This is a genomic window from Devosia rhodophyticola (assembly GCF_028816475.1).
In the GTDB taxonomy this organism is placed as follows: domain Bacteria; phylum Pseudomonadota; class Alphaproteobacteria; order Rhizobiales; family Devosiaceae; genus Devosia; species Devosia rhodophyticola.
On record NZ_CP118247.1, the window covers coordinates 3,246,208 to 3,265,795 of the forward strand.

The window sequence follows — 19,588 nt, forward strand, 5'->3', positions numbered from 1 at the left end:
AGGCGATGGTATTGCCAAGAGTTCAGGTGCATTGAATGGCGACAGATATTTTTACAACGCTGGATTGGTCCGAACCGCCAAAAGACTTGTCCAAACCATTGCAAGCCCTGTGGTGGCTAAAGAAGGGTAGTTTGCGCGTTGGACCCGAGTGGGAACAGGCGCATAATATCGTGCAGGCCATGGAAGGCGTGCAGGCGTTCGATTGGGTGCATGCGTTGATGCACTGGATCGAGGCCGACATGGGCAATGCAGATTATTGGTACCGCCGCTCGGGCAAGAAGCGCGCGACAGCCAGCGTTTCGGCTGAGTGGGAACATATCGCTGTGGCGCTCAGCGAGATGACCAAGCACTAAGCGGGTTTGGTTTTCCGGCGGTGACGGGTTTCAGGTAGCCGAGAAGGATCATCGCCCCTGTCGTCATGTACCAAAGCGTATTGGGCCAGGCGGCGAAGCGTTCCATGACGCCGCGACCCAGTCCGAGATAGATTTCGCTGCCGTAGAGCACGGATGCGAGGACGCACACAACGCCGGTCAGGATCGAATAAATAGCGTAGCCCGCGTTTGTGCGTAGCGTTGCCAGACCAATCGCCATAAAGCCCAGCGCCCCGACGAGAAGAGCAAACGTCGCGCCCAATGAATGCAGCGTCATGCTGACATTGAAGGGGAAGATGCCGGCGATGAAGGCGCCGTCGCCGCCTAGCGCGAGCAACCACAAGCCAGCCAGAACAATGCGCCGACGCGGCCAGATGCTGCGCGTCGCCCATGTGCCCAGCACAACCAGAATGCCGTTGATGGCCAAACCGGCGTTAAAGACGAGGTTGAGCGGGGAACAAACATATTCGATTCCATCGGGGGCCGGATTTTCAACCCCGCACAATGTTGCGCCCAAAAGGCTGATGTCATTGGGAATCATGGAATAGTCGGACCAAAATGCCTGCGCCAGAAACTGGGCGAGGAAAAATTCGACCGTGAGGAGCCAGATGATCGCGCCGGTACGGAGTGATATATGCATCGGCGCGATCCTCTTTTGGTTAGCACTTTCCACCAGTCAGCTGCGGCAAACTAACGATTATCGACCTGGCTGCGCACCAGTTCGAGACCGCGCCGTGTGATCCGATAAGGCTTGCCGTTTGCCGAGGCGATCGCCTTTTTTGCTTTCAGTTTTCTGAATAGGCGCAAGTCGCAATTGTACATCAACCACCCCTCCCGATTGAAAAACTCGAGCCCGATGGGCTTGCCCCTATGGTCTTTGAGCAGCGCAATGCGACCGCCCTGGGCAAGTGCATGAAGCACCCGCTGTTCGTCTCTGGAAATATCCATGAATAATATGCCCGGCAATGGGCGGTAGTCGTGCCAAATTACGACCAATCCGCGCAAACAAACGCTCACGCCACCAGCAGTCGCATGGTGACGTCCAGTTCGTTTAGGCCCCGTCAACTCGTGGACGGGGCGTTAGCGGGTCTCAGACTGGTTAGACATAAACTTGGCCTTCTTTGCCAGCATAGGTTATGCCCAAAACATCGCGCCGCCAACGACGGCGTGAGAAAATTTTGAATTTAAAGCGGGGTCAGTGCAAACTGGCCACACCAACGACCGGACGAGCATTGGATGACGTCGTGAAAAGTGCCAAAATGCCTACTGAATGCGTAACCAAGGATGATGTTCGGGTTGAAATCGACCGAATCGATCATGCATTGATAAATTTGTTTGCTGAACGGCACCACTATGTGACCCGGATGGCAGAGATCAAGACCGACCCGCACGAGGCGCGCGATCCGGCACGGATCGAGTCTGTCATTGAACGCGTACGAGAACGCAGTTTGGCACTTGATCTTGATGAAGATCAGGCTGAACTTGTGTGGCGGACCCTGATCGACTGGAACATCAACTACGAGAAGGGGATTATCGCCGCGCGACGCGCGAGATAGCGGAGGAATGCATGCAGGCCGTCAGCATCCGCAAAGCAGAGACAACAGATGCTTCGATCCTGATCGAGATCGGGTTTCAGGCCTGGGAAACCAGTATTTTGCCGATCCTGGACCCGGCGCCCAATTTGCGCGAGATCGAGATGCAGCGGTTAAGACAGGCCGTCAGCGCTTCGCTGGACCGCGTCATCGTTGCCGAAATGGAGCGCGAGGTCGTGGGGTGGTGCTCACGATTGGCGGGTCGCGCCTATATCCCATATCTGTTTGTGACGCCCGACATGCAGGGGCACGGTATCGGATCTATGCTGTTGCGGCGCATGGAATCGATGATTGAACTGTCGGGCGCTGACCGGGTTCGACTTGAAACGCCGGCTGACAATGTCCGGGCTGTGCGGTTTTATGAAAAGCAAGGCTATCACATTATGTCGCGCCCGGCGGATCAACCAGCACATCGAGCCTATTTGAGCATCTGGCTGGAAAAGCCGCTGTCGCCATTTTTGGGGGCGATTGCAGACGACGAATGACGGCGGCAAAATTCTTGCTCCGAAGGGCGGGTGTCGGAGAGGCGCCAATTCTGGCCGCAGTCGGCATCGGAGCATGGTCAGCCAGCGCCTTTGCCGATTTTGACAGGGGACGCACTGACAGGTTTGAACTGGAAACCGAATTTTGCCGGTTCTGTCGCGAGTATGCTCATTTGATTACGGTGGCGTGGCGCGATGACCGAGCCTTGGGTTGGGGCGCGCGCGAACATGATGATTTTCGAATTTCGGACTTGTGGGTGACGCCATCGGCACAGGGGCAGGGTGTTGGTGCGGCCTTGCTTGTGAAGCTGGAAAACGATATCCGCAAAGCCGGACACAGGTTCGCAGAGCTTGAGACCTATGCTGGCAATTCTGGCGCGATCCGATTTTATCGCCGACAGGGGTATGAGATTGTCTGGCAAGGCCTTAAGCATTCGGACAGTTTGAACTACGCATTGGAAAAAGTGCGACTCGTGAAGTCTTTTGAACGCGAGCCGCCGAATGACACAAGGTTTCCGGCACCATGAGCCTCATCGATACGCGCACGCCCAACCCCAAATATTTCATCGCCGGGGCAACAGGGGATTGGGAAATTGTTGTCGGCATGGAAGTGCACGCGCAGGTGACCTCGGAGAGCAAGCTGTTTTCGGGTTCATCGACCGAATTTGGCAAGGCGCCCAATTCTAATGTTTCGTTCGTTGATTCCGCCATGCCAGGCATGTTGCCAACCATCAACGAGGAATGTGTGCGCCAGGCGGTTCGGACCGGGTTGGGCCTAAAGGCCGCGATCAACAAGCGGTCGGTTTTTGATCGCAAGAACTATTTCTATCCGGACCTGCCGCAGGGTTATCAGATTTCCCAGTTCAAGGACCCGATTGTGGGCGAGGGCATGGTCTTGCTCGATATGGGCGAGGACGGCGAGATCGAGATTGGTATTGAGCGGCTGCATCTGGAGCAGGATGCGGGCAAGTCCATCCACGATCAGCATCCCAATATGAGCTTTGTGGATTTGAACCGCTCGGGCGTGGCGCTGATGGAAATTGTCAGCAAGCCCGATCTGCGATCGTCTGAAGAAGCCAAGACATATCTGGCAAAATTGCGCACGATCCTGCGCTATCTGGGCACCTGCGACGGCAATATGGAGCAGGGTTCGATGCGCGCCGACGTCAATGTTTCCGTTCGGCGGCCGGGCGGCGAGTTCGGCACGCGCTGCGAAATCAAGAATGTGAACTCGGTGCGGTTTGCCGGGCAGGCGATTGAATATGAAGCGCGACGCCAGATTGATATTTTGGAGGACGGCGGCTCGATTGATCAGGAAACGCGCCTGTTTGATCCCAAGCTGGGCGAGACGCGCTCGATGCGCTCCAAGGAAGAAGCGCACGATTATCGCTATTTTCCGGACCCCGATTTGCTGCCGCTCGAATTTGATGATGCGTTCGTTGCAGACCTTGCGGCGCATATCCCTGAATTGCCTGATGAGAAGCGGGCGCGGTTTGTCGGCGAATATGGTGTGACGCCCTATGATGCGATGGTGTTGACGCTGGACCGCGAGGCCGCTGATTTTTACGAAACCACAGTCAAGTTTGGTGACAAGGCGCGAGACGGCAAAGCGGTGGTCAATCTGATCATGGGAGATCTGTCGGCCTATGCGAATACGCAGCAGGTCAGTTTCGCGGAAACCCATGTGACCCCGAGTCAGATTGCGGGAATTGTTGATCTGATCGCCAATGACACGATTTCGACCAAGATCGCCAAGGATGTGCTGGCGATGATTCTCAGCGATGAAAAGGACGCGGACCCCGCTGAATTGGTGGAGCGCAAGGGCCTCAAGCAGGTAACCGATACTGGCGCAATCGAGGCGATTATTGATGAGATCATTGCAGCCAACCCGGATCAGGTCGCCAAGGTATTGGCCAAGCCGACAATGGTGGGTTGGTTTGTCGGTCAGGCGATGAAAGCGTCAGGCGGCAAGGCCAATCCGAAGGCGCTTAATGAGTTGATGAAGAAGAAACTGGGGCTGGAATAGGCATGGCAAAGGGCTATTGGATCGTCAGTCTCGATATCACGGACACTGAAGCCTATGGCGCTTATCAGGCGTTCGTTCGGCCGTTCCTTGTGGCCAATGAAGGGCATTTCATTGTGCGGGGTGGCCAAAGCGAGGTGGTTGAGGGCAGTTCGCGGTCGCGGCTGGTGATCGTCGAATTTCCAAGCCTTGAACACGCGCGTGCCGCTTACCACTCCGATGCCTATCAAGAGGGCATGCAGAAGCGATTGAAGGCGAGTGTTGCGGATTTCGTGATCGCCGAGGGTTTTGACGCTTAAGCGATTGCGTCAGTTCCCCAGCGTTCAAACGCTGGCGCGTTGCCAGCGTCGGACGATGCGACCATCTATTAGAAGCAGACCAACAAAGATCGCGGCCATGCCCAGATAGTGCGAGGGTTGCAGGGTTTCGCCCAAGAGCGTTACACCCAGCATGATGGCTACCACCGGCGCGATGAAGGTGTTGGACGCGAAGTTGGTGGCCCCAATGCGTGGCAGGAGCCGATACATGATCTGGAACGCCAAGGCGGTTGAGATCAAGCCGAGCGCCAGCCATGCGGCCCAGGTTTCGATGTGGGTTACGTGGGGAATGCCTTCGCCGACCAGGGCGACCGGCACGGCAGCGATAGAGGCACCGGTCAGGGCGATTGTTGCCAAAACGGTCGGTTCGACGGCCTTGAAGCTGCGGGCGACGTTTAGGGTTATCGCATAAAGAATGGTGGCCATCAGGCAGGCGGCAATGCCCCAGAGGCGGGTGGAACCGCCCGCCGAAAGCGCGGGCCAGGCGATCAGCGCGGCACCGGCAAAGCCTGCCAGGACGCCAAAGCTCTTGTTGGTGCTGGCTTTTTCGCCGCCGGGCCAGAAATTTGAAACAATCACAGTCATGATCGGGGTGAGGGCATTGATGATGGCGGTCAGGCCACTGGGGATGACCTGTTGGCCCAAGGGAAAGAGCGTGAAGGGGATGGCATAACTGAAAACGCCTAGAAGCATGAGTTTGCCGATCAGCGCCGGATCGCGGGGGACGGGCTTTTTCATGGCCATCAGAGCAAGCCAACTGGCAATTGCCGCAATGGAGACGCGTCCGGCGGATACCCAGATGGGGCCGATTTCGCGAATGAGCACGGCGTTGAACAAAAACGAGCAACCCCAGATGCTGCCGATGAAAATAATTAGTAACCAGTCACGCACGGACATTGATTCCACTCCAGTTAGACGTGGCAGGCTATTCCTGTGAGATGGCCAGGTCGAACCGATTTTGACAATGGGTGTGATCAAAATGCGTTATGGACGCCAAAATGGAGGCAGATGGGCTGGCTTGCCTAATGGGGCAACCCATGACAAAAACGCGCAATAGTCTGGGGAGAGTAGAAGTGGCCAAGCTGGTGGGGTTTTACCCCGGTTCATTTGATCCGGTGACCAACGGTCATCTTGATGTTGTTGAGCGGGCCTGCAAGCTGGTGGATACGCTGGTGGTGGCCGTTGGTTCCAACGCGACCAAACAGCCCCTGTTGGCGCATGAAGCGCGGTTGGTTCTGCTGGAGCAGGTGTTGGCGCCGGTGGGCAAACGCACCGATACCGAATTCAGGATCGTGGATTTTTCCGGGCTGATGGTGCATGCGGCGCGCGACCATGGCGCCAAGCTGATCATTCGCGGCCTTCGCGATACCACCGACTATAATTATGAAATGCAGATGGTGGGCATGAACGCGCAAATGGCGCCGGACCTGCAGACGGTTTTCCTGCCCTCCAGTCCGCACGTGCGGCACATCTCGGCCACATTGGTGCGCCAGATAGCGCAGATGGGCGGCGATATTTCCGCCTTTGTTCCACAGATCGTTCTCAAGGCTTTGAACCCATGAATATTTTTTCATCGTCGCGCCGCTCGTTTATTGCCACCGTGGCATTTGCTGGTGCCGCAGTAGTTGCCAGTCTGTTTCCGGGTGCTGCGTTGGCGCAGACGCCGGCAGGCACGCCGCACATGATGCTGCAGCTTGAATCCGGTACGGTTGATATTGAGCTGGAACCCAGCCTAGCGCCGAACCACGTGGCTCAAATCGTCACGCTGGCCGAGCAGGGTTTTTATGATGGAATCGTATTCCATCGCGTGATTGAAGGTTTCATGGCCCAAACCGGCGACCCGACTGGTACGGGTATGGGCGGATCTGATTTGCCGGACATTAATGCCGAGTTCACCAGTGAGCCATTTGTGCGCGGCACTGTGGGCATGGCGCGTTCGCAAGACCCCAATAGCGCCAATTCTCAGTTCTTCATCATGTTCGCTGATGGCAGCTTTCTGAACGGGCAATATACCGTGTTCGGCAAGGTGGTTTCGGGCATGGAATTTGTCGACCGGCTGAAAAAAGGTTCCCAAGAACAGAACGGCACGGTTGCAAATCCCGACAAGATCGTGAAAGCAACCATTGAATACCGCGAGTAGCAGCGCTACCTGCATTTTCACAAACAACAGGAAGTGAGCCTCATGGCCGATTACGCCGATCCCGAAAACACCCTCGTCATTGAAACCTCGCAGGGCAATGTGGTTATTGCCATGCGCCCCGACCTCGCGCCAAACCATGTTGCGCATATCAAGAAGCTGGCGCGCGAAGGCTTTTACGATGGCATCGTGTTCCATCGCGTAATCGAAGGCTTCATGGCGCAGACCGGTTGTCCGCAGGGTCGCGGTACAGGTGGTTCGAAGTATCCAGACCTGAAGCAGGAATTCAATGCTGAGCCACATGTGCGCGGCACGACGTCGATGGCCCGCTCGTCCAATCCCGACAGTGCCAACTCGCAATTCTTCATCTGCTTCGACGACGCGCCATTCTTGAACAAGCAGTACACTGTCTGGGGCAAGGTCGTTGAAGGCATGGAGAATGTCGACAAGATCAAGCGCGGCGAGCCTGTGCAGAACCCTGACAATATGGTTTCGGTTAAAGTTGCAGCCGACATCGCTGCTTAATACCAACACCTGATTTTCGTTCGGCGGCGTGGGTTTTGCCTGCGCCGCCGATCTTGTTCATGCCAGCCGAAAATTGCGATGAGCCCATGCGCGTTTCCGATTTTGATTTCGAGTTGCCCGAGCGTCTGATTGCATTGCATCCGGCTGAACCGCGCGACAGCGCGCGCCTGTTGGTGGTTGATCCCGTCCACGGGTTATCAGACCGGCATGTGCCAGACCTCGAACGGCTGCTCAGGGCGGGCGACGTTCTGGTTATTAATGACACGCGCGTGCTGCCTGCTGAACTAAAGGGGCAACGCATTCGGGGCGAGAATCGCGCCAACGTATCGTTCAACCTGCACAAGCGGGTTGATGCGTACACCTGGCGGGCCTTCGCGCGCCCCGCCAAGCGTCTGGCACTGCTGGATCGGCTGGCGCTGGGCAATGGGGAGGCCGACGCGCTTGTCGCCAAGGTTTCGGGCAAGGGCGATACCGGCGAAGTTACCCTTGAATTCGAATTGGGTGGGGCGGTTCTCGACGAGGCGATCAAGGCGCACGGCGCGATGCCGCTGCCACCCTATATTGGTGCCAAGCGCGACGCTGAAGAGCGCGACAAGACTGATTATCAGACCGTTTATGCACGCAAGGACGGCGCGGTTGCTGCGCCGACGGCGGGTTTGCATTTTACCGATGCGCTGCTGGAACGCCTGCAAGACAAGGGCGTGGTGATCGAGCGGATTACGCTGCACGTTGGTGCGGGCACATTTTTGCCGATGAAGGTGGATGACACGCGCGACCATGTGATGCATTCGGAATGGGGCGTGATTGACGCCGATACCGTGGCGCGCATTGTTGCGGCGCGAGAGGCGGGGCATCGCGTCGTGGCGGTTGGCACCACAAGCCTGCGCCTTTTGGAAGCGGCTTCCCAGGCTACAGGGACGCTGCGCGCGTTTAGTGGCGACACCGATATTTTCATCACGCCGGGCTATAGATTTCGTACAGTTGATGCGTTGATGACGAATTTTCACCTGCCCAAATCGACCTTGTTCATGCTGGTTTCAGCGTTTTCCGGCATGGGCTTGATGCGTGAAGCGTATGAGTACGCTATTAACGATGGCTACCGCTTCTATTCCTATGGCGACTCATCCCTGCTATTGCGGGCTGAACAGCCAGAACCAGAAGACGAATGAAACAAGTCAGCTTTACCCTAGTCGCCACCGATGGTGCAGCCCGGCGTGGCCGCATTGACACGCCCCGAGGCGATATCCAGACCCCGGCGTTCATGCCTGTCGGCACCGCCGGCACCGTCAAAGCGATGTATCCCGAACAAGTGCGCGAGACGGGCGCCGACATTGTTTTGGGCAATACATATCATTTGATGCTGCGGCCGGGCGCGGAACGGGTGGCGGGGCTGGGTGGCCTGCACACATTCATGGATTGGGAACGGCCGATCCTGACTGACAGCGGCGGATTTCAGGTCATGTCGTTGAGCCAGTTGCGCAAGCTGACCGAACATGGCGTGACCTTCAAATCCCATATTGATGGGTCCTCGCATGAGTTGACGCCCGAGCGTTCGATCAAGATCCAGACGCTTCTTGACAGCGATATCATCATGCAACTCGATGAGTGCATTTCGCTGCCAGCTGAGCGTAAAGAAATCGAGCGGGCGATGGAATTGTCGTTGCGGTGGGCAGACAGATCCAAGTCCGCGTTCAACAATCAAGCCAACCGGGCATTGTTCGGCATTGTGCAAGGGGGCGACGATGCCTCGCTGCGGGCTCGATCTGCCCAAGGGCTGACCTCTATCGGGTTTGATGGTTATGCGGTTGGCGGTCTTGCGGTGGGTGAACCACAGGAAGTGATGTTTCGGGTTCTGGATGAAATCGTGCCGGAATTGCCCGAGGACCGTCCGCATTATCTGATGGGTGTTGGCAAGCCAGACGATATTTTGGGCGCCATTGGGCGTGGTATCGACATGTTTGACTGTGTGCATCCGACGCGGGCGGGCCGACATGGGCATGTCTATTCGCGGTTCGGCGTCATCAATTTGAAAAATGCACGGCATAAGGACGATCATCGGCCGATCGACGAAGCCTCGCCGAATTCAAACTGTCGACGGTTTTCGCGCGCCTATCTGCACCATCTGGTGCGGACCGAAGAGATCCTGGGGGCCATGATCCTGTCACAGATCAATCTGGCCTATTATCAGGAACTTGTGCAAGGCGCGCGGGCGGCAATCGAACGCGGTGGATTTACCGATTTTGCTGCGCAAACCCGGGCAAGCTGGTCCGCGGGCGACCTGCCACTACTTTAGCTAATAGTACTTCGCAACATGAAGGGTTCATCGCGATATGGCCAAATTCGGACGCAAGGCTGCCTTTGCGGCGCTGACCAAGCACAAGAAGCGGCTGGAAGATCAACCAATGCGCGTGCAGTTTGCGCTCGATCCGAACCGGTTCAAGCGCTATTCGGCGCAGGCGGGGGATATCCTTCTCGATTATTCAAAAAATCGCATCGATGAAGACGCCATGGCCGCCTTGTTCGACCTTGCGCGGGCTGCTGATGTCGAAGGGCATCGCACCGCAATGTGCGAGGGCGAGCATATCAATGTGACGGAAGATCGCGCCGTCATGCACATGGCGCTGCGCTATCAGGGCGATCATCCGATCCCGGTGGATGGTGAGGACGTCATGCCGGGCGTGCGCGACGTGCTGGCGCATATGAAGCAGTTTACCGACGCGGTGCGTGGTGGGGATATCCGTGGGCATACGGGCGAGCAGTTCACCGATATCGTCAATATTGGCATTGGCGGCTCCGATCTTGGACCCGCTATGGTCACGCTGGCGTTGTCGCCCTATGGGCGCGCCGAATTGCGGGCGCACTATGTGTCCAATGTTGATGGGGCGCATATTCATGACACGCTCAAGGGCCTTGATCCGGCCCGCACTATGTTTGTTATTGCCTCCAAGACATTTTCTACCGACGAAACGATGACCAACGCCGCCTCGGCGCGGGCGTGGCTCTCGGGTTCTCTGGGCGACGCGGCGGTCAATGATCATTTTGCCGCCGTTTCGACCAACCTTGAGGCCACAGGTAAATTTGGCATTCGCAGCGACCGCACGTTTGGGTTCTGGGACTGGGTTGGCGGGCGCTATTCGGTCTGGTCAGCGATTGGCCTGCCGATTGCGCTGGCGGTTGGGTTTGAAAATTTCGAAAAGCTGCTCAGGGGCGCCGACGCGATGGACCGGCATTTTTTGAGCGAACCGCTGGAAAAGAATTTGCCAGTGATCATGGCGGTGTTGGGGGTCTGGTATCGCAATGTCTGGGGTTTTTCGACCCATGCGGTGCTGCCCTATGATCAACGCCTGTCGCGTTTTGCGGCCTATTTGCAGCAGCAGGATATGGAATCGAACGGCAAGTCGGTGACGCTGTCGGGCAAGGCCGTCAACTGGTCTACGGGTCCCATCGTCTGGGGCGAGCCGGGCACCAACGGGCAGCATGCGTTTTATCAACTGATCCATCAGGGTACCGATGTTATTCCGCTGGATTTCCTTATTGCCGCTCGACCGCAAGAATCCTTGCCGCCGCATCACGACAAGTTGGTGGCCAACGTGTTGGCGCAGTCTGAAGCGCTGATGCTGGGCAAGACGATCGAGGAAGTGACAGAGGAACTCAGGGCGCAGGGGCTATCGAAGGCAGAAATCAAGGCGATGGCCCCGCATAAGGTGTTTCCGGGCAATCGCCCCTCCAACACGCTGTTTTATCAAAAGCTGACGCCCGAAACGCTGGGTAGTCTGATTGCACTTTATGAGCACAAGGTTTTTGTGCAAGGCGTGATCTGGAACGTCAATTCGTTCGATCAATGGGGGGTTGAGCTGGGCAAACAGTTGGCAAAGGCACTGTTGCCTAAGGTCGAGGGTAAGGTTTCGGGCGAGGGGCATGATAGTTCGACGCAGGGATTGCTGGGCTATTATTTGGCCAACAAGGATCAACAGGATTGATTGTTACCAGTGACGAGCAACTTGATAAGCTCAAGACCATCGGTAGTATTTGTGCTGTGGTTCTCAACAAGATGGCTGAAGCGCTTCGCCCCGGTATGACGACGGCGGAACTGGATGATCTGGGGCGGATATTGCTCGAGCAGGCCGGTGCACGTTCAGCGCCCCAGCTGACGTATGATTTTCCTGGCGCCACCTGCATTTCGATCAATGAGGAAGTGGCGCACGGCATTCCAGGGGACCGGGTGATCGGGCCAGGCGATCTGGTCAATATTGATGTTTCGGCGGAGAAAGATGGTTATTTTGCAGATATGGGGGCTTCCTACGTAGTCCCGCCGCAAAACGAGGTGTTGATGCGTCTGTGTCGGGATGGGCGCAAAGCGATGTGGGCGGGCATCCGTGAGGTTGCGCCCAAGGCACCGCTGGCCAATATTGGCAAGGCGATAGGCAAATTCGCCAAGAAGGGCGGCTACACGCTTATCACCAATCTGGCCAGCCACGGGGTTGGCGAAAGCCTGCACGATGAGCCGGGTGAAATTCCGACGTGGCCGGACAAATCCGAGCGGCGCAATATCGACGAAGGGCTGGTTTTCACCATCGAGCCATTCCTGTCGTTGGGCGGCAAATATGCGCGTGACAGTGATCTGGATGATGGATGGACGCTGGTGAGTGATCCCAAAGCGCCGTGCGTGCAATATGAGCACACGATTGTGGCGACCAAGCGTGGACCGGTGATTGTGACTGTGCCGCAAGGGTGATGCGGCGCGGGCGGGGTAAGGGCTCGGCTACCCATGCGTTGGTCAGGTCGGGAAATCGGAAAAACCGTCCTGTTCCCTCTGCCGCCTTGTCCGATTGACGCGCGCCGCATCGCTTGAACAATATCCGTAGAGCCGGTTTGGTTCCCCGATGGCGCGCTAAAAATGAAAGTTTGCGCCGAGCCGAATGGCACCGAAACGGAAGCTTGTGTCGGTCGGCGCGCCAGCACCGCTGAAGTAGGTTTGGGTGCCGAGATCGGTGTAGTCGTATTCGAGCTTGATGCTGACTTGTTCGCTCGCGGCGTACTCCACGCCGACGCCAGCGGTCCATCCGGAATGGTTTTGCGACTGGGAGAATGTGCCACCGAGTTGGGAATAGCTGCCGGTACCGCGACCAATGGCATATCCAGCGGTAATGAAGGGCATGAACTGATTGTAGGCGAGACCGGCGCGGGCGCGGGCTGTGCCATAATAGTCGAGGCCAAATGAGCTGTTGGTGATGCCGGCCACCGTCTGGGTGTGGTTTATGTTGGTGAATTGGCCGTCGATTTCGCCGCCAAGTATGAAGCCACCGAGGCTGAAATTGAAACCGGCCTGTGCGCCGCCGCCGAAGCCGCGCATGTCGTTTTGCTGGCTGGTGCCGGTCGCGGTCGAGGTTACGCTGCCAAAGCCATAGCCAAGACTGCCGCCTGCGTAAAAGCCATCCCAAGTGAATGCGGAGCCGCCGTAGGCGACGCTGGAAGATGGATCAACCCAACCTCCATCCTGCGCCTGGGCTGCCGTCGAGAAAATGGCGATGCAGGCGCTCAGAACGAGCGCCGCCGAAAAAGATTTTTGCATGGGATTGTCTCATTTTTGGTGTCGCGATCATCGCAAACGAGCGCAGCAGTGTCCAAGACGAACGGTTGGAAGGGCTAATTGTACGTAAACATTGAATGAATGGATTAGGCTTGGATTAACCAAGTTTGGTCAGTTACTTGGGGCACAAAGTGGCGATAGAATGTGGGCGGCGCGTATTTGCTGCGTTATTGCGGTTGACAGAACAGGGCCAGTAGCTATGTTCCGCCGCGACGCCAAAGGCGTCTGCGTGTGCCGGTAGCTCAGTGGTAGAGCATTCGACTTTTAATCGAATGGTCGAGGGTTCGACCCCCTCCCGGCATACCATCTTTCCCCATGACGGTTTGGACGATCATTGCCCTAAAGCGGGGTTCCGGAAAACGGAACCGGCATGCAGGCAATCGATATGCGCTCGAGCCGGGAACAAAGCGCTGTCGCTTCGCTCATCTGGGTAATGGGCCCGACCACGATACGCTTGTTTTCCGTATTGACCTGATCAACCAGCAAGGGGCCCAGGCCGAACAGCAATGGTCCCAATTTGATTGAAAGATCTTCCCATTCGGACTGCGCCTCGGAGAAGGGCACGCTGTGGCCAATGGCGATGCCAAAGGCATTTTCGTCGGGCGTTACCGTGGGTGCGTCGAGCGGTGCGGGAATGGGTTGCTGAGCGGACGAGTTGAGGGTTTCCAGCGGTTGCTGGCGAATTTTCACCGAGCCGCCGTCGGCGTCATAGGACAATGATTCGCCTTCCTTGATGCCGCCGGTCAGTGCAGAGCGATCAATCTGGGCCGAAGGGGGCAGCGCTTCGAGAAGTTTTGGCAGGCTGACCTCAAGGGAGCCAACGCGACGCGTGACTTCATTGTTGGCCTGTTCCTGTAGTGAAAAACGCGTCACCAAGGTATTGTTTTCGCGACGGAGGCGGGTGGCTTCATTGCGCAGGTCGCCGACCTGGCCCCGCAATTGTTCGAGGTTGGCACCCTGCAAGCGGGTAGCGTGCAGGCCCGAGAGAATTTCTGCTGGCAAAATGGCTGAGATGTTGGCGCTCATCACGGCAATGCCGCAACAAGCCAGCGCCACAATTCCCCAAATGGCGATGTCGGATTGCTGAAATTGGGCGGATGCTTTAGCCAATGCCGGACTCCGTGGCAGACAGTCGAATCAATGCGTCGGATGATGATACCATTGCTGACACGTTAGCGGTTCGCCAACGGAAGCGTGCGATATATTTGCGCAACTGAATTTTGCTGTGCCTGGAGAAGTGGACCATGACTGATTTGCTGTCGATTATTCTGGCTGCGGGCGAGGGCACGCGGATGCGATCGACAACCACCAAGGTTCTGCATCCTGTGGGTGGCATGCCCATCGTGGGGCATGTGGCTCGGGCGGCCCGCAGAGCTGGTTCAAACCGTATTGCCATGGTCACCGGTCCTGAACACCAGTCGATCCGCGATGTTGTCGGGGCCATGGACCCCGATATCCAGTTTTTCGAGCAGAGTGAAGCCAAAGGCACCGGGCACGCGGCGGCCATGGCGCGCGACGCATTTGCCGACGCTTCGGGTTACGTCGCGGTGGTTTATGGTGACCATCCATTGCTGCGAGGCGAAAATTTCCGGGTGGTGCTTGATCGGCTCGACGCGGGGCTGGATGTGGCAATTCTGGGGTTTGAACCGAACGACCCCACGGGCTACGGGCGCTTTATCACCGAAGGTGAGCGGTTATTGGCGATACGAGAGCATAAGGACGCGAGCGACAATGAGCGGCAAATAGGCTTGTGCAACGCCTGTATCCTGGCGTTTCGGGCTGAAGTTTTCCGCGATCTGATCGGCAAGCTGGGCAATGACAATGTGCAGGGCGAATACTATCTGACCGACATGGTTGGGTTGGCCAATGATGCGGGACACAAGGTTGGCTATGGCGTTGCGCCAGAAAACGATGTGATGGGCGTCAATGATCGGGCCCAGTTGGCGCGGGCGGAAGGGCTGTTTCAGGACGTGCGCCGCGACGACTTCATGGCGGCGGGCGTGACTTTGCGTGACCCGCGCAGCGTCTATTTTTCTTACGACACCGAGATTGCACGTGATGTGGTGATTGAACCCAATGTGGTGTTTGGGCCTGGCGTCGTGATTGATGAGGGCGCAACGATCCATGCGTTCTCGCATATCGAAGGCGCTCATATTGGGCCGAAGGCATCGGTGGGGCCATTCGCGCGATTGCGCCCGGCGGCCAATATTGGTGCCGGTGCCAAGGTGGGCAATTTTGTCGAGATCAAGAAGGCTGACGTCGGGGCGGGTGCCAAGATCAGTCACCTGAGTTATGTCGGCGACGCCATTGTCGGCGCTGATGTTAATATTGGCGCCGGGGTCATCACCGTGAACTATGACGGGTACAACAAGGCCCAAACGGTGATTGGTGCCAACGCCTTTATTGGCTCCAACACCTCCCTGGTGGCCCCGGTCAATATTGGTGAAGGTGCTTTGGTCGCCAGCGGCAGCGTAATTACCGAAGATGTGGAAGCTGATGCATTGGCTTTGGGGCGAGCGCGCCAGACCAACAAGGCAGGTCGCGGCAAGGCGGTGTTTGAACGAGCAGCGGCGTTGAAGGCCAGCAAGACCAAGGAGAAATAGCCGATGTGCGGTATTGTTGGAATTGTGGGCAGCGGGCCGGTTGCCGACAGGCTAGTCGATGCGCTCCGGCGGCTGGAATATCGCGGCTATGACAGTGCCGGGATTGCAACGCTGGATGGTGGCCTTATCGGTCGACGGCGGGCCGAAGGCAAACTGGGCAATCTGGCGCAGAAACTGGTGGGCGATCCGCTGGTGGGGCGGATTGGCATCGGCCACACCCGTTGGGCAACCCACGGCGCGCCGACCGAGCAGAATGCGCACCCGCATGCGACTGAGCGGGTTGCAATTGTCCATAATGGCATTATTGAAAATTTCCGTCAGCTGCTGGAGGACCTGGCCAGGGATGGTTATTCCCCCAAGACGCAGACGGACACCGAGTCCGTGGCGCTGTGGGTTACGCGGGAACTGGATCGTGGCGTGGCGCCCGAGCAGGCGGTTGCCAATACGCTCAAGCAATTGCGCGGGGCATTTGCGCTCGCTTTCATGTTCAAGGGCGACGAAAATCTTTTGATTGCGGCCCGTAGCGGCGCGCCTTTGGCCATCGGGTTTGGCGAGGGCGAGATGTATCTCGGGTCCGATGCGATGGCGCTGGCGCCGTTTACAGCCAAGCTTGCTTATCTCGAGGATGGCGACTGGGCGGTGATTACGCCGACCAGCGTTGTTATTCGCGATATGGATGGGGCGGTCGTTGAGCGCGCGCGGCAATTGTCGCAGGTTTCGGCGCTGCTGGTGGATCGCGGCAACCACCGCCATTTCATGGCCAAGGAAATTTACGAACAGCCAGAAACCATTTCGCACACGCTGAGCCATTATGTGGATATGGGCGCGGAGAAGGTTTCCATCCGCGAAACGATGCCGTTCGACTTTGCCAAATTGACCCGATTGACGATCAGTGCCTGCGGGACCGCCTATTTTGCTGGTGCCGTGGCAAAATACTGGTTTGAGCGCTATGCGCGCCTGCCGGTCGATATCGATGTGGCATCGGAATTTCGCTATCGCGAGCCACCGATGGAAATGGGCGGGCTTTCGCTCTTCATTTCGCAATCGGGCGAAACGGCGGACACTTTAGCCGCCTTGCGCTATTGCGCCGCGCAGGGGCAGCACGTTGCATCACTGGTCAACACGCAGGAATCGACCATCGCGCGGGAATCCGATGTGGTGTTTCCGATCTTGTGTGGGCCCGAGATCGGCGTGGCTTCGACCAAAGCGCTGTCGGCTCAATTGACGGCCCTGGCCAGTCTTGCCATTGCTGCGGGCCGGGCGCGCGGGGTGCTGAACGCTGAGCAGGAAGCGGACCTTGTGCGGGCGCTTATTTCGGTGCCAAACGCCGTTTCGCGCGCTTTGGGGCAAGAAGACCGGATCGTCGAGATTGCCAAAAAACTCTCCAAGGCCAAGGACGTGCTTTATCTTGGTCGCGGGGTGATGTTCCCGATTGCCATGGAGGGGGCGCTCAAGCTCAAGGAAATTTCCTATATTCATGCCGAAGGCTATGCAGCCGGGGAACTCAAGCACGGGCCGATTGCGCTGGTTGATGAAGCGATGCCGGTGATTGTGGTCGCACCGTCTGACGAGCTGGTCGACAAGACGCTGTCCAACATGCAGGAAGTGGCGGCGCGTGGCGGCAAGATTATTCTGATTACCGACGAAGCGGGCGCGGCTACCGTTGGGCAAGGTGTCGCGGAAACCATCCTGATACCGCAGGTATCGAATTTTGTGGCGCCGATTCTGGCACTGATACCCGTGCAGTTGCTGGCCTATCATACAGCTGTGGCAATGGGGACCGACGTTGATCAGCCGCGCAATCTGGCCAAGTCAGTGACGGTGGAATAGATCTTATCCCGCGCGAATGAGCGGGATGGCGAGGTCTTTGCGGAAGACATAGAGCAGGGTGCGCAGGGCGTCGCCTTCGGGACCGGTCAGGCCCGGATTTTTGGCAAGAGCGGCCTTTGCGTCGTCGTGCGCATAGTCGATCAGGTGGCGATGAACATCTGGCACGGCAAGGCGATAGCCGGGCATGCCGGACTGGCGGGTGCCCAGGACATCGCCCTGACCGCGCAGTTCGAGATCGCGCTCGGCGATGATAAAGCCGTCTTCGGTTGATTTGATGGTTTCAAGGCGGGCCTTGGCGGTTTCGCTCAAGGGATCCTTGTAGAGCAGCAGACAGGCGGAGCGAATGGCACCGCGCCCGACGCGGCCGCGAAGTTGGTGGAGTTGGGCCAGGCCGAAACGTTCGGCATGCTCGATGATCATGATCGACGCGTTGGGGATATCGACGCCCACCTCGATGACGGTGGTGGCGACCAATAATTTGACTTCGTTGGCAACAAATCGCTGCATGGCTGCCTGCTTGGCAGAAGCGCTCATTCGCCCATGGACAAGCGCTACCTGATCGCCAAACGCTTTTTGCAGTTCAGCAAATCGGTCTTCGGCAGATACGACGTCCAGATGTTCGCTTTCTTCAACCAGAGGGCAGACCCAAAAGGCCTGAGCACCTTCCTCCAGACGGGCGCGGAGGCGCTCGACGACCCGGGAATAGTCGGCGGCGGAAACGACGGCGGTGTCGATGGGTTGGCGGCCCTTGGGTTTTTCGCGCAGGGTACTGACAGCCATATCGCCAAAATGGGTGAGGACGAGGGTTCGCGGGATCGGGGTTGCGGTCATAACCAGCAAATCGGTGTGACGACCTTTTTCGGACAAAGCGAGACGCTGATGGACGCCAAATCTATGTTGTTCGTCAACGACATTGAGGCCCAGATTGTCAAAATCAACGCCGGACTGGAATAGCGCGTGTGTGCCAACAGCTATGGTCGTTTGGCCATTGGCGAGGCCAGCAAGGATCGAGCGACGTTCGGCTGCGCCCATTTTGCCCGTGAGCAGGGCTATGCCGATACCGGCTGCATCGCACAGTGGCTTGAGTGTCTTGTAGTGCTGGGTGGCCAAAATTTCGGTGGGTGACATCAAGGCAGACTGGGCATCGCTTTCGGCCATGGCGGCCATCGCCATAAGGGCAACAACGGTTTTGCCCGAGCCGACATCGCCCTGGAGCAAGCGCGACATACGGTCGGAGGAGCCGAGATCGGTACGGATTTCGTCTATCGCCGCGAGTTGGCCGGCGGTGAGGGAAAAGGGCAGGGTGTCGGTGACGCGGGTGGTGATCTCGCCAGTAAAGGTGCGGGCAACGCCGCGCGCGGCGACCATGGATGAGCGGATCAGCTGCAGCGTCAATTGGCCGGCGAAATATTCATCATAGGCCAGACGCATCCGAGCTGGACCCCAGAGTTCGGCGTCGGCAGGCGCATCCGGGACGTGAACAGCATGCATGGCGGTCGAGAAATCGGGCCAATTGAAATTGGCGACAGTGGCGGGTGGGATCCACTCGGGGATAGAGGGAATGGTTTCTACAACCTGCCGCACCAGTTTAGAGAGCGCCTTGGAGCTGAGACCATTGGTGAGCGGGTATATTGGTTCGACGAGAGGTAGCGTCGAGAACTTGTCGGGTTCAACGATATAGTCTGGATGGGTGATCTGCTTCTCGCCATTGAAAAAACCGATCTGGCCGGAAACGTAGCGCTCTTCGCCGACCGGCAGGGATTTTTCGACCCAACCGCCGTGGGCGCGGAAAAAGACCAGCTGGATTTCGCCGGATTCGTCGTGGGCGAAGACGCGATGGGGCACATACTGGCGATTGCGCGGCGCAGGCTGGTGACGGTCGATGAGCAGTTTCAAGGTAACGATCTGATTGAGGTAGGCGTCGGCAATGCCAACCTGCCGACTGCGATCAACGACGCTTGCTGGCATATGCATCAGGATATCGAGGGCGATGGCCTCCTGACCGTCGGGCGCGCCGAAAAAGCGGCTGAGCAGCGCAGCCAATTTGTCGCCCACCCCTTTAATGGTGTGAAGCGAGCGAAAGAGCGGGTCGAGACTGGTCGGGCGAGACACGATTCG

Annotated in this window: 21 protein-coding genes and 1 tRNA gene; 16 read left to right on the forward strand and 6 right to left on the reverse strand. The window is 57.6% G+C overall.

Going from position 1 to position 19,588, the window contains the following annotated elements; all coding sequences use genetic code 11:
* Positions 1 to 35: 35 nt before the first annotated feature.
* Entirely contained in the window at positions 36 to 353 is a 318-nt protein-coding gene (locus PSQ90_RS15935; RefSeq protein WP_282211238.1) for a hypothetical protein, read from the forward strand.
* On the opposite strand, the gene PSQ90_RS15940 is transcribed toward PSQ90_RS15935, so the two are convergent.
* On the reverse strand, positions 331 to 1,011 hold the full coding sequence (locus PSQ90_RS15940) for a DUF998 domain-containing protein (protein WP_282211239.1): 681 nt from the start codon (positions 1,009 to 1,011) through the stop codon (positions 331 to 333). The genes PSQ90_RS15935 and PSQ90_RS15940 overlap by 23 nt on opposite strands.
* Positions 1,012 to 1,061: 50 nt before the next feature.
* The gene (locus PSQ90_RS15945) at positions 1,062 to 1,319 is read right to left on the reverse strand and encodes a YjhX family toxin (protein WP_282211240.1); all 258 of its coding nucleotides are present in this window, start codon (positions 1,317 to 1,319) and stop codon (positions 1,062 to 1,064) included.
* Between the two features lie 296 nt (positions 1,320 to 1,615).
* Between PSQ90_RS15945 and PSQ90_RS15950 the strand changes: the two genes are divergently transcribed.
* Genes PSQ90_RS15950 through PSQ90_RS15970 form a run of 5 tightly spaced genes read left to right on the forward strand, consistent with a single transcriptional unit; the run spans position 1,616 to position 4,767 of the window.
* Positions 1,616 to 1,927 carry a chorismate mutase gene (locus PSQ90_RS15950; RefSeq protein WP_282211241.1) on the forward strand — a complete coding sequence of 104 codons (312 nt, stop codon included), beginning with the start codon at positions 1,616 to 1,618 and terminating at the stop codon, positions 1,925 to 1,927.
* An 11-nt stretch (positions 1,928 to 1,938) separates the two neighbouring features.
* Positions 1,939 to 2,448, forward strand: a complete 510-nt coding sequence (locus PSQ90_RS15955; protein WP_282211242.1) for a GNAT family N-acetyltransferase — start codon at positions 1,939 to 1,941, stop codon at positions 2,446 to 2,448.
* Positions 2,445 to 2,972, forward strand: a complete 528-nt coding sequence (locus PSQ90_RS15960; protein WP_282211243.1) for a GNAT family N-acetyltransferase — start codon at positions 2,445 to 2,447, stop codon at positions 2,970 to 2,972. Before PSQ90_RS15955 ends, PSQ90_RS15960 begins: the two co-directional genes overlap by 4 nt.
* The gene (gene gatB, locus PSQ90_RS15965; RefSeq protein ID WP_282211244.1) at positions 2,969 to 4,471 is read left to right on the forward strand and encodes an Asp-tRNA(Asn)/Glu-tRNA(Gln) amidotransferase subunit GatB; all 1,503 of its coding nucleotides are present in this window, start codon (positions 2,969 to 2,971) and stop codon (positions 4,469 to 4,471) included. Before PSQ90_RS15960 ends, gatB begins: the two co-directional genes overlap by 4 nt.
* Positions 4,472 to 4,473: 2 nt before the next feature.
* Complete coding sequence (locus PSQ90_RS15970) at positions 4,474 to 4,767, forward strand: DUF1330 domain-containing protein (protein WP_282211245.1); 294 nt, start codon at positions 4,474 to 4,476, stop codon at positions 4,765 to 4,767.
* Between the two features lie 24 nt (positions 4,768 to 4,791).
* Here PSQ90_RS15970 and PSQ90_RS15975 read toward each other — a convergent pair whose 3' ends face one another.
* On the reverse strand, positions 4,792 to 5,682 hold the full coding sequence (locus PSQ90_RS15975; RefSeq protein ID WP_282211246.1) for a DMT family transporter: 891 nt from the start codon (positions 5,680 to 5,682) through the stop codon (positions 4,792 to 4,794).
* Between the two features lie 140 nt (positions 5,683 to 5,822).
* On the opposite strand from PSQ90_RS15975, the gene coaD reads away from it, so the two are divergent.
* The 7 genes from coaD (at position 5,823) to map (ending at position 12,182) form a co-directional block, all read left to right on the forward strand.
* Entirely contained in the window at positions 5,823 to 6,347 is a 525-nt protein-coding gene (coaD, locus tag PSQ90_RS15980) for a pantetheine-phosphate adenylyltransferase (RefSeq protein ID WP_282211247.1), read from the forward strand.
* On the forward strand, positions 6,344 to 6,925 hold the full coding sequence (locus PSQ90_RS15985; RefSeq protein WP_282211248.1) for a peptidylprolyl isomerase: 582 nt from the start codon (positions 6,344 to 6,346) through the stop codon (positions 6,923 to 6,925). Before coaD ends, PSQ90_RS15985 begins: the two co-directional genes overlap by 4 nt.
* A 42-nt stretch (positions 6,926 to 6,967) precedes the next feature.
* Positions 6,968 to 7,447, forward strand: a complete 480-nt coding sequence (locus PSQ90_RS15990) for a peptidylprolyl isomerase (protein ID WP_282211249.1) — start codon at positions 6,968 to 6,970, stop codon at positions 7,445 to 7,447.
* A gap of 86 nt (positions 7,448 to 7,533) precedes the next feature.
* On the forward strand, positions 7,534 to 8,616 hold the full coding sequence (gene queA, locus PSQ90_RS15995; RefSeq protein WP_282213100.1) for a tRNA preQ1(34) S-adenosylmethionine ribosyltransferase-isomerase QueA: 1,083 nt from the start codon (positions 7,534 to 7,536) through the stop codon (positions 8,614 to 8,616).
* Positions 8,613 to 9,740 (forward strand): tRNA guanosine(34) transglycosylase Tgt, encoded by a 1,128-nt coding sequence (tgt, locus tag PSQ90_RS16000; RefSeq protein WP_282211250.1) that lies wholly within the window; start codon positions 8,613 to 8,615, stop codon positions 9,738 to 9,740. Before queA ends, tgt begins: the two co-directional genes overlap by 4 nt.
* A 37-nt stretch (positions 9,741 to 9,777) precedes the next feature.
* On the forward strand, positions 9,778 to 11,427 hold the full coding sequence (pgi, locus tag PSQ90_RS16005) for a glucose-6-phosphate isomerase (protein WP_282211251.1): 1,650 nt from the start codon (positions 9,778 to 9,780) through the stop codon (positions 11,425 to 11,427).
* On the forward strand, positions 11,424 to 12,182 hold the full coding sequence (gene map / locus PSQ90_RS16010) for a type I methionyl aminopeptidase (protein ID WP_282211252.1): 759 nt from the start codon (positions 11,424 to 11,426) through the stop codon (positions 12,180 to 12,182). Before pgi ends, map begins: the two co-directional genes overlap by 4 nt.
* 156 nt (positions 12,183 to 12,338) lie before the next feature.
* On the opposite strand, the gene PSQ90_RS16015 is transcribed toward map, so the two are convergent.
* A complete protein-coding gene (locus PSQ90_RS16015; RefSeq protein WP_282211253.1) occupies positions 12,339 to 13,019 on the reverse strand; it encodes an outer membrane protein in 681 nt (226 codons plus the stop codon).
* 249 nt (positions 13,020 to 13,268) lie between these two features.
* Between PSQ90_RS16015 and PSQ90_RS16020 the strand changes: the two genes are divergently transcribed.
* Positions 13,269 to 13,343: transfer RNA gene (locus PSQ90_RS16020), tRNA-Lys, on the forward strand.
* Between the two features lie 33 nt (positions 13,344 to 13,376).
* On the opposite strand, the gene PSQ90_RS16025 is transcribed toward PSQ90_RS16020, so the two are convergent.
* Entirely contained in the window at positions 13,377 to 14,147 is a 771-nt protein-coding gene (locus PSQ90_RS16025) for a hypothetical protein (RefSeq protein ID WP_282211254.1), read from the reverse strand.
* Positions 14,148 to 14,281: 134 nt separating this feature from the next.
* Here PSQ90_RS16025 and glmU point away from each other — a divergent pair, with 134 nt between their 5' ends.
* Both glmU and glmS read left to right on the forward strand, forming a co-directional pair.
* Positions 14,282 to 15,640 carry a bifunctional UDP-N-acetylglucosamine diphosphorylase/glucosamine-1-phosphate N-acetyltransferase GlmU gene (gene glmU, locus PSQ90_RS16030; RefSeq protein WP_282211255.1) on the forward strand — a complete coding sequence of 453 codons (1,359 nt, stop codon included), beginning with the start codon at positions 14,282 to 14,284 and terminating at the stop codon, positions 15,638 to 15,640.
* Positions 15,641 to 15,643: 3 nt separating this feature from the next.
* On the forward strand, positions 15,644 to 17,470 hold the full coding sequence (gene glmS / locus PSQ90_RS16035) for a glutamine--fructose-6-phosphate transaminase (isomerizing) (RefSeq protein WP_282211256.1): 1,827 nt from the start codon (positions 15,644 to 15,646) through the stop codon (positions 17,468 to 17,470).
* Positions 17,471 to 17,473: 3 nt separating this feature from the next.
* On the opposite strand, the gene recG is transcribed toward glmS, so the two are convergent.
* Complete coding sequence (recG, locus tag PSQ90_RS16040) at positions 17,474 to 19,582, reverse strand: ATP-dependent DNA helicase RecG (protein ID WP_282211257.1); 2,109 nt, start codon at positions 19,580 to 19,582, stop codon at positions 17,474 to 17,476.
* Positions 19,583 to 19,588 lie beyond the last annotated feature (6 nt).

Bases quoted from the DNA above. Each gene is read 5' to 3' on its own strand.
- PSQ90_RS15935 (WP_282211238.1), top strand. From the start codon at position 36: ATGGCGACAGATATTTTTACAACGCTGGATTGGTCCGAACCGCCAAAA.
- PSQ90_RS15940 (WP_282211239.1), bottom strand. From the start codon at position 1,011: ATGCATATATCACTCCGTACCGGCGCGATCATCTGGCTCCTCACGGTC.
- PSQ90_RS15945 (WP_282211240.1), bottom strand. From the start codon at position 1,319: ATGGATATTTCCAGAGACGAACAGCGGGTGCTTCATGCACTTGCCCAG.
- PSQ90_RS15955 (WP_282211242.1), top strand. From the start codon at position 1,939: ATGCAGGCCGTCAGCATCCGCAAAGCAGAGACAACAGATGCTTCGATC.
- PSQ90_RS15960 (WP_282211243.1), top strand. From the start codon at position 2,445: ATGACGGCGGCAAAATTCTTGCTCCGAAGGGCGGGTGTCGGAGAGGCG.
- gatB (WP_282211244.1), top strand. From the start codon at position 2,969: ATGAGCCTCATCGATACGCGCACGCCCAACCCCAAATATTTCATCGCC.
- PSQ90_RS15970 (WP_282211245.1), top strand. From the start codon at position 4,474: ATGGCAAAGGGCTATTGGATCGTCAGTCTCGATATCACGGACACTGAA.
- PSQ90_RS15975 (WP_282211246.1), bottom strand. From the start codon at position 5,682: ATGTCCGTGCGTGACTGGTTACTAATTATTTTCATCGGCAGCATCTGG.
- coaD (WP_282211247.1), top strand. From the start codon at position 5,823: ATGACAAAAACGCGCAATAGTCTGGGGAGAGTAGAAGTGGCCAAGCTG.
- PSQ90_RS15985 (WP_282211248.1), top strand. From the start codon at position 6,344: ATGAATATTTTTTCATCGTCGCGCCGCTCGTTTATTGCCACCGTGGCA.
- PSQ90_RS15990 (WP_282211249.1), top strand. From the start codon at position 6,968: ATGGCCGATTACGCCGATCCCGAAAACACCCTCGTCATTGAAACCTCG.
- queA (WP_282213100.1), top strand. From the start codon at position 7,534: ATGCGCGTTTCCGATTTTGATTTCGAGTTGCCCGAGCGTCTGATTGCA.
- tgt (WP_282211250.1), top strand. From the start codon at position 8,613: ATGAAACAAGTCAGCTTTACCCTAGTCGCCACCGATGGTGCAGCCCGG.
- pgi (WP_282211251.1), top strand. From the start codon at position 9,778: ATGGCCAAATTCGGACGCAAGGCTGCCTTTGCGGCGCTGACCAAGCAC.
- PSQ90_RS16015 (WP_282211253.1), bottom strand. From the start codon at position 13,019: ATGCAAAAATCTTTTTCGGCGGCGCTCGTTCTGAGCGCCTGCATCGCC.
- glmU (WP_282211255.1), top strand. From the start codon at position 14,282: ATGACTGATTTGCTGTCGATTATTCTGGCTGCGGGCGAGGGCACGCGG.
- glmS (WP_282211256.1), top strand. From the start codon at position 15,644: ATGTGCGGTATTGTTGGAATTGTGGGCAGCGGGCCGGTTGCCGACAGG.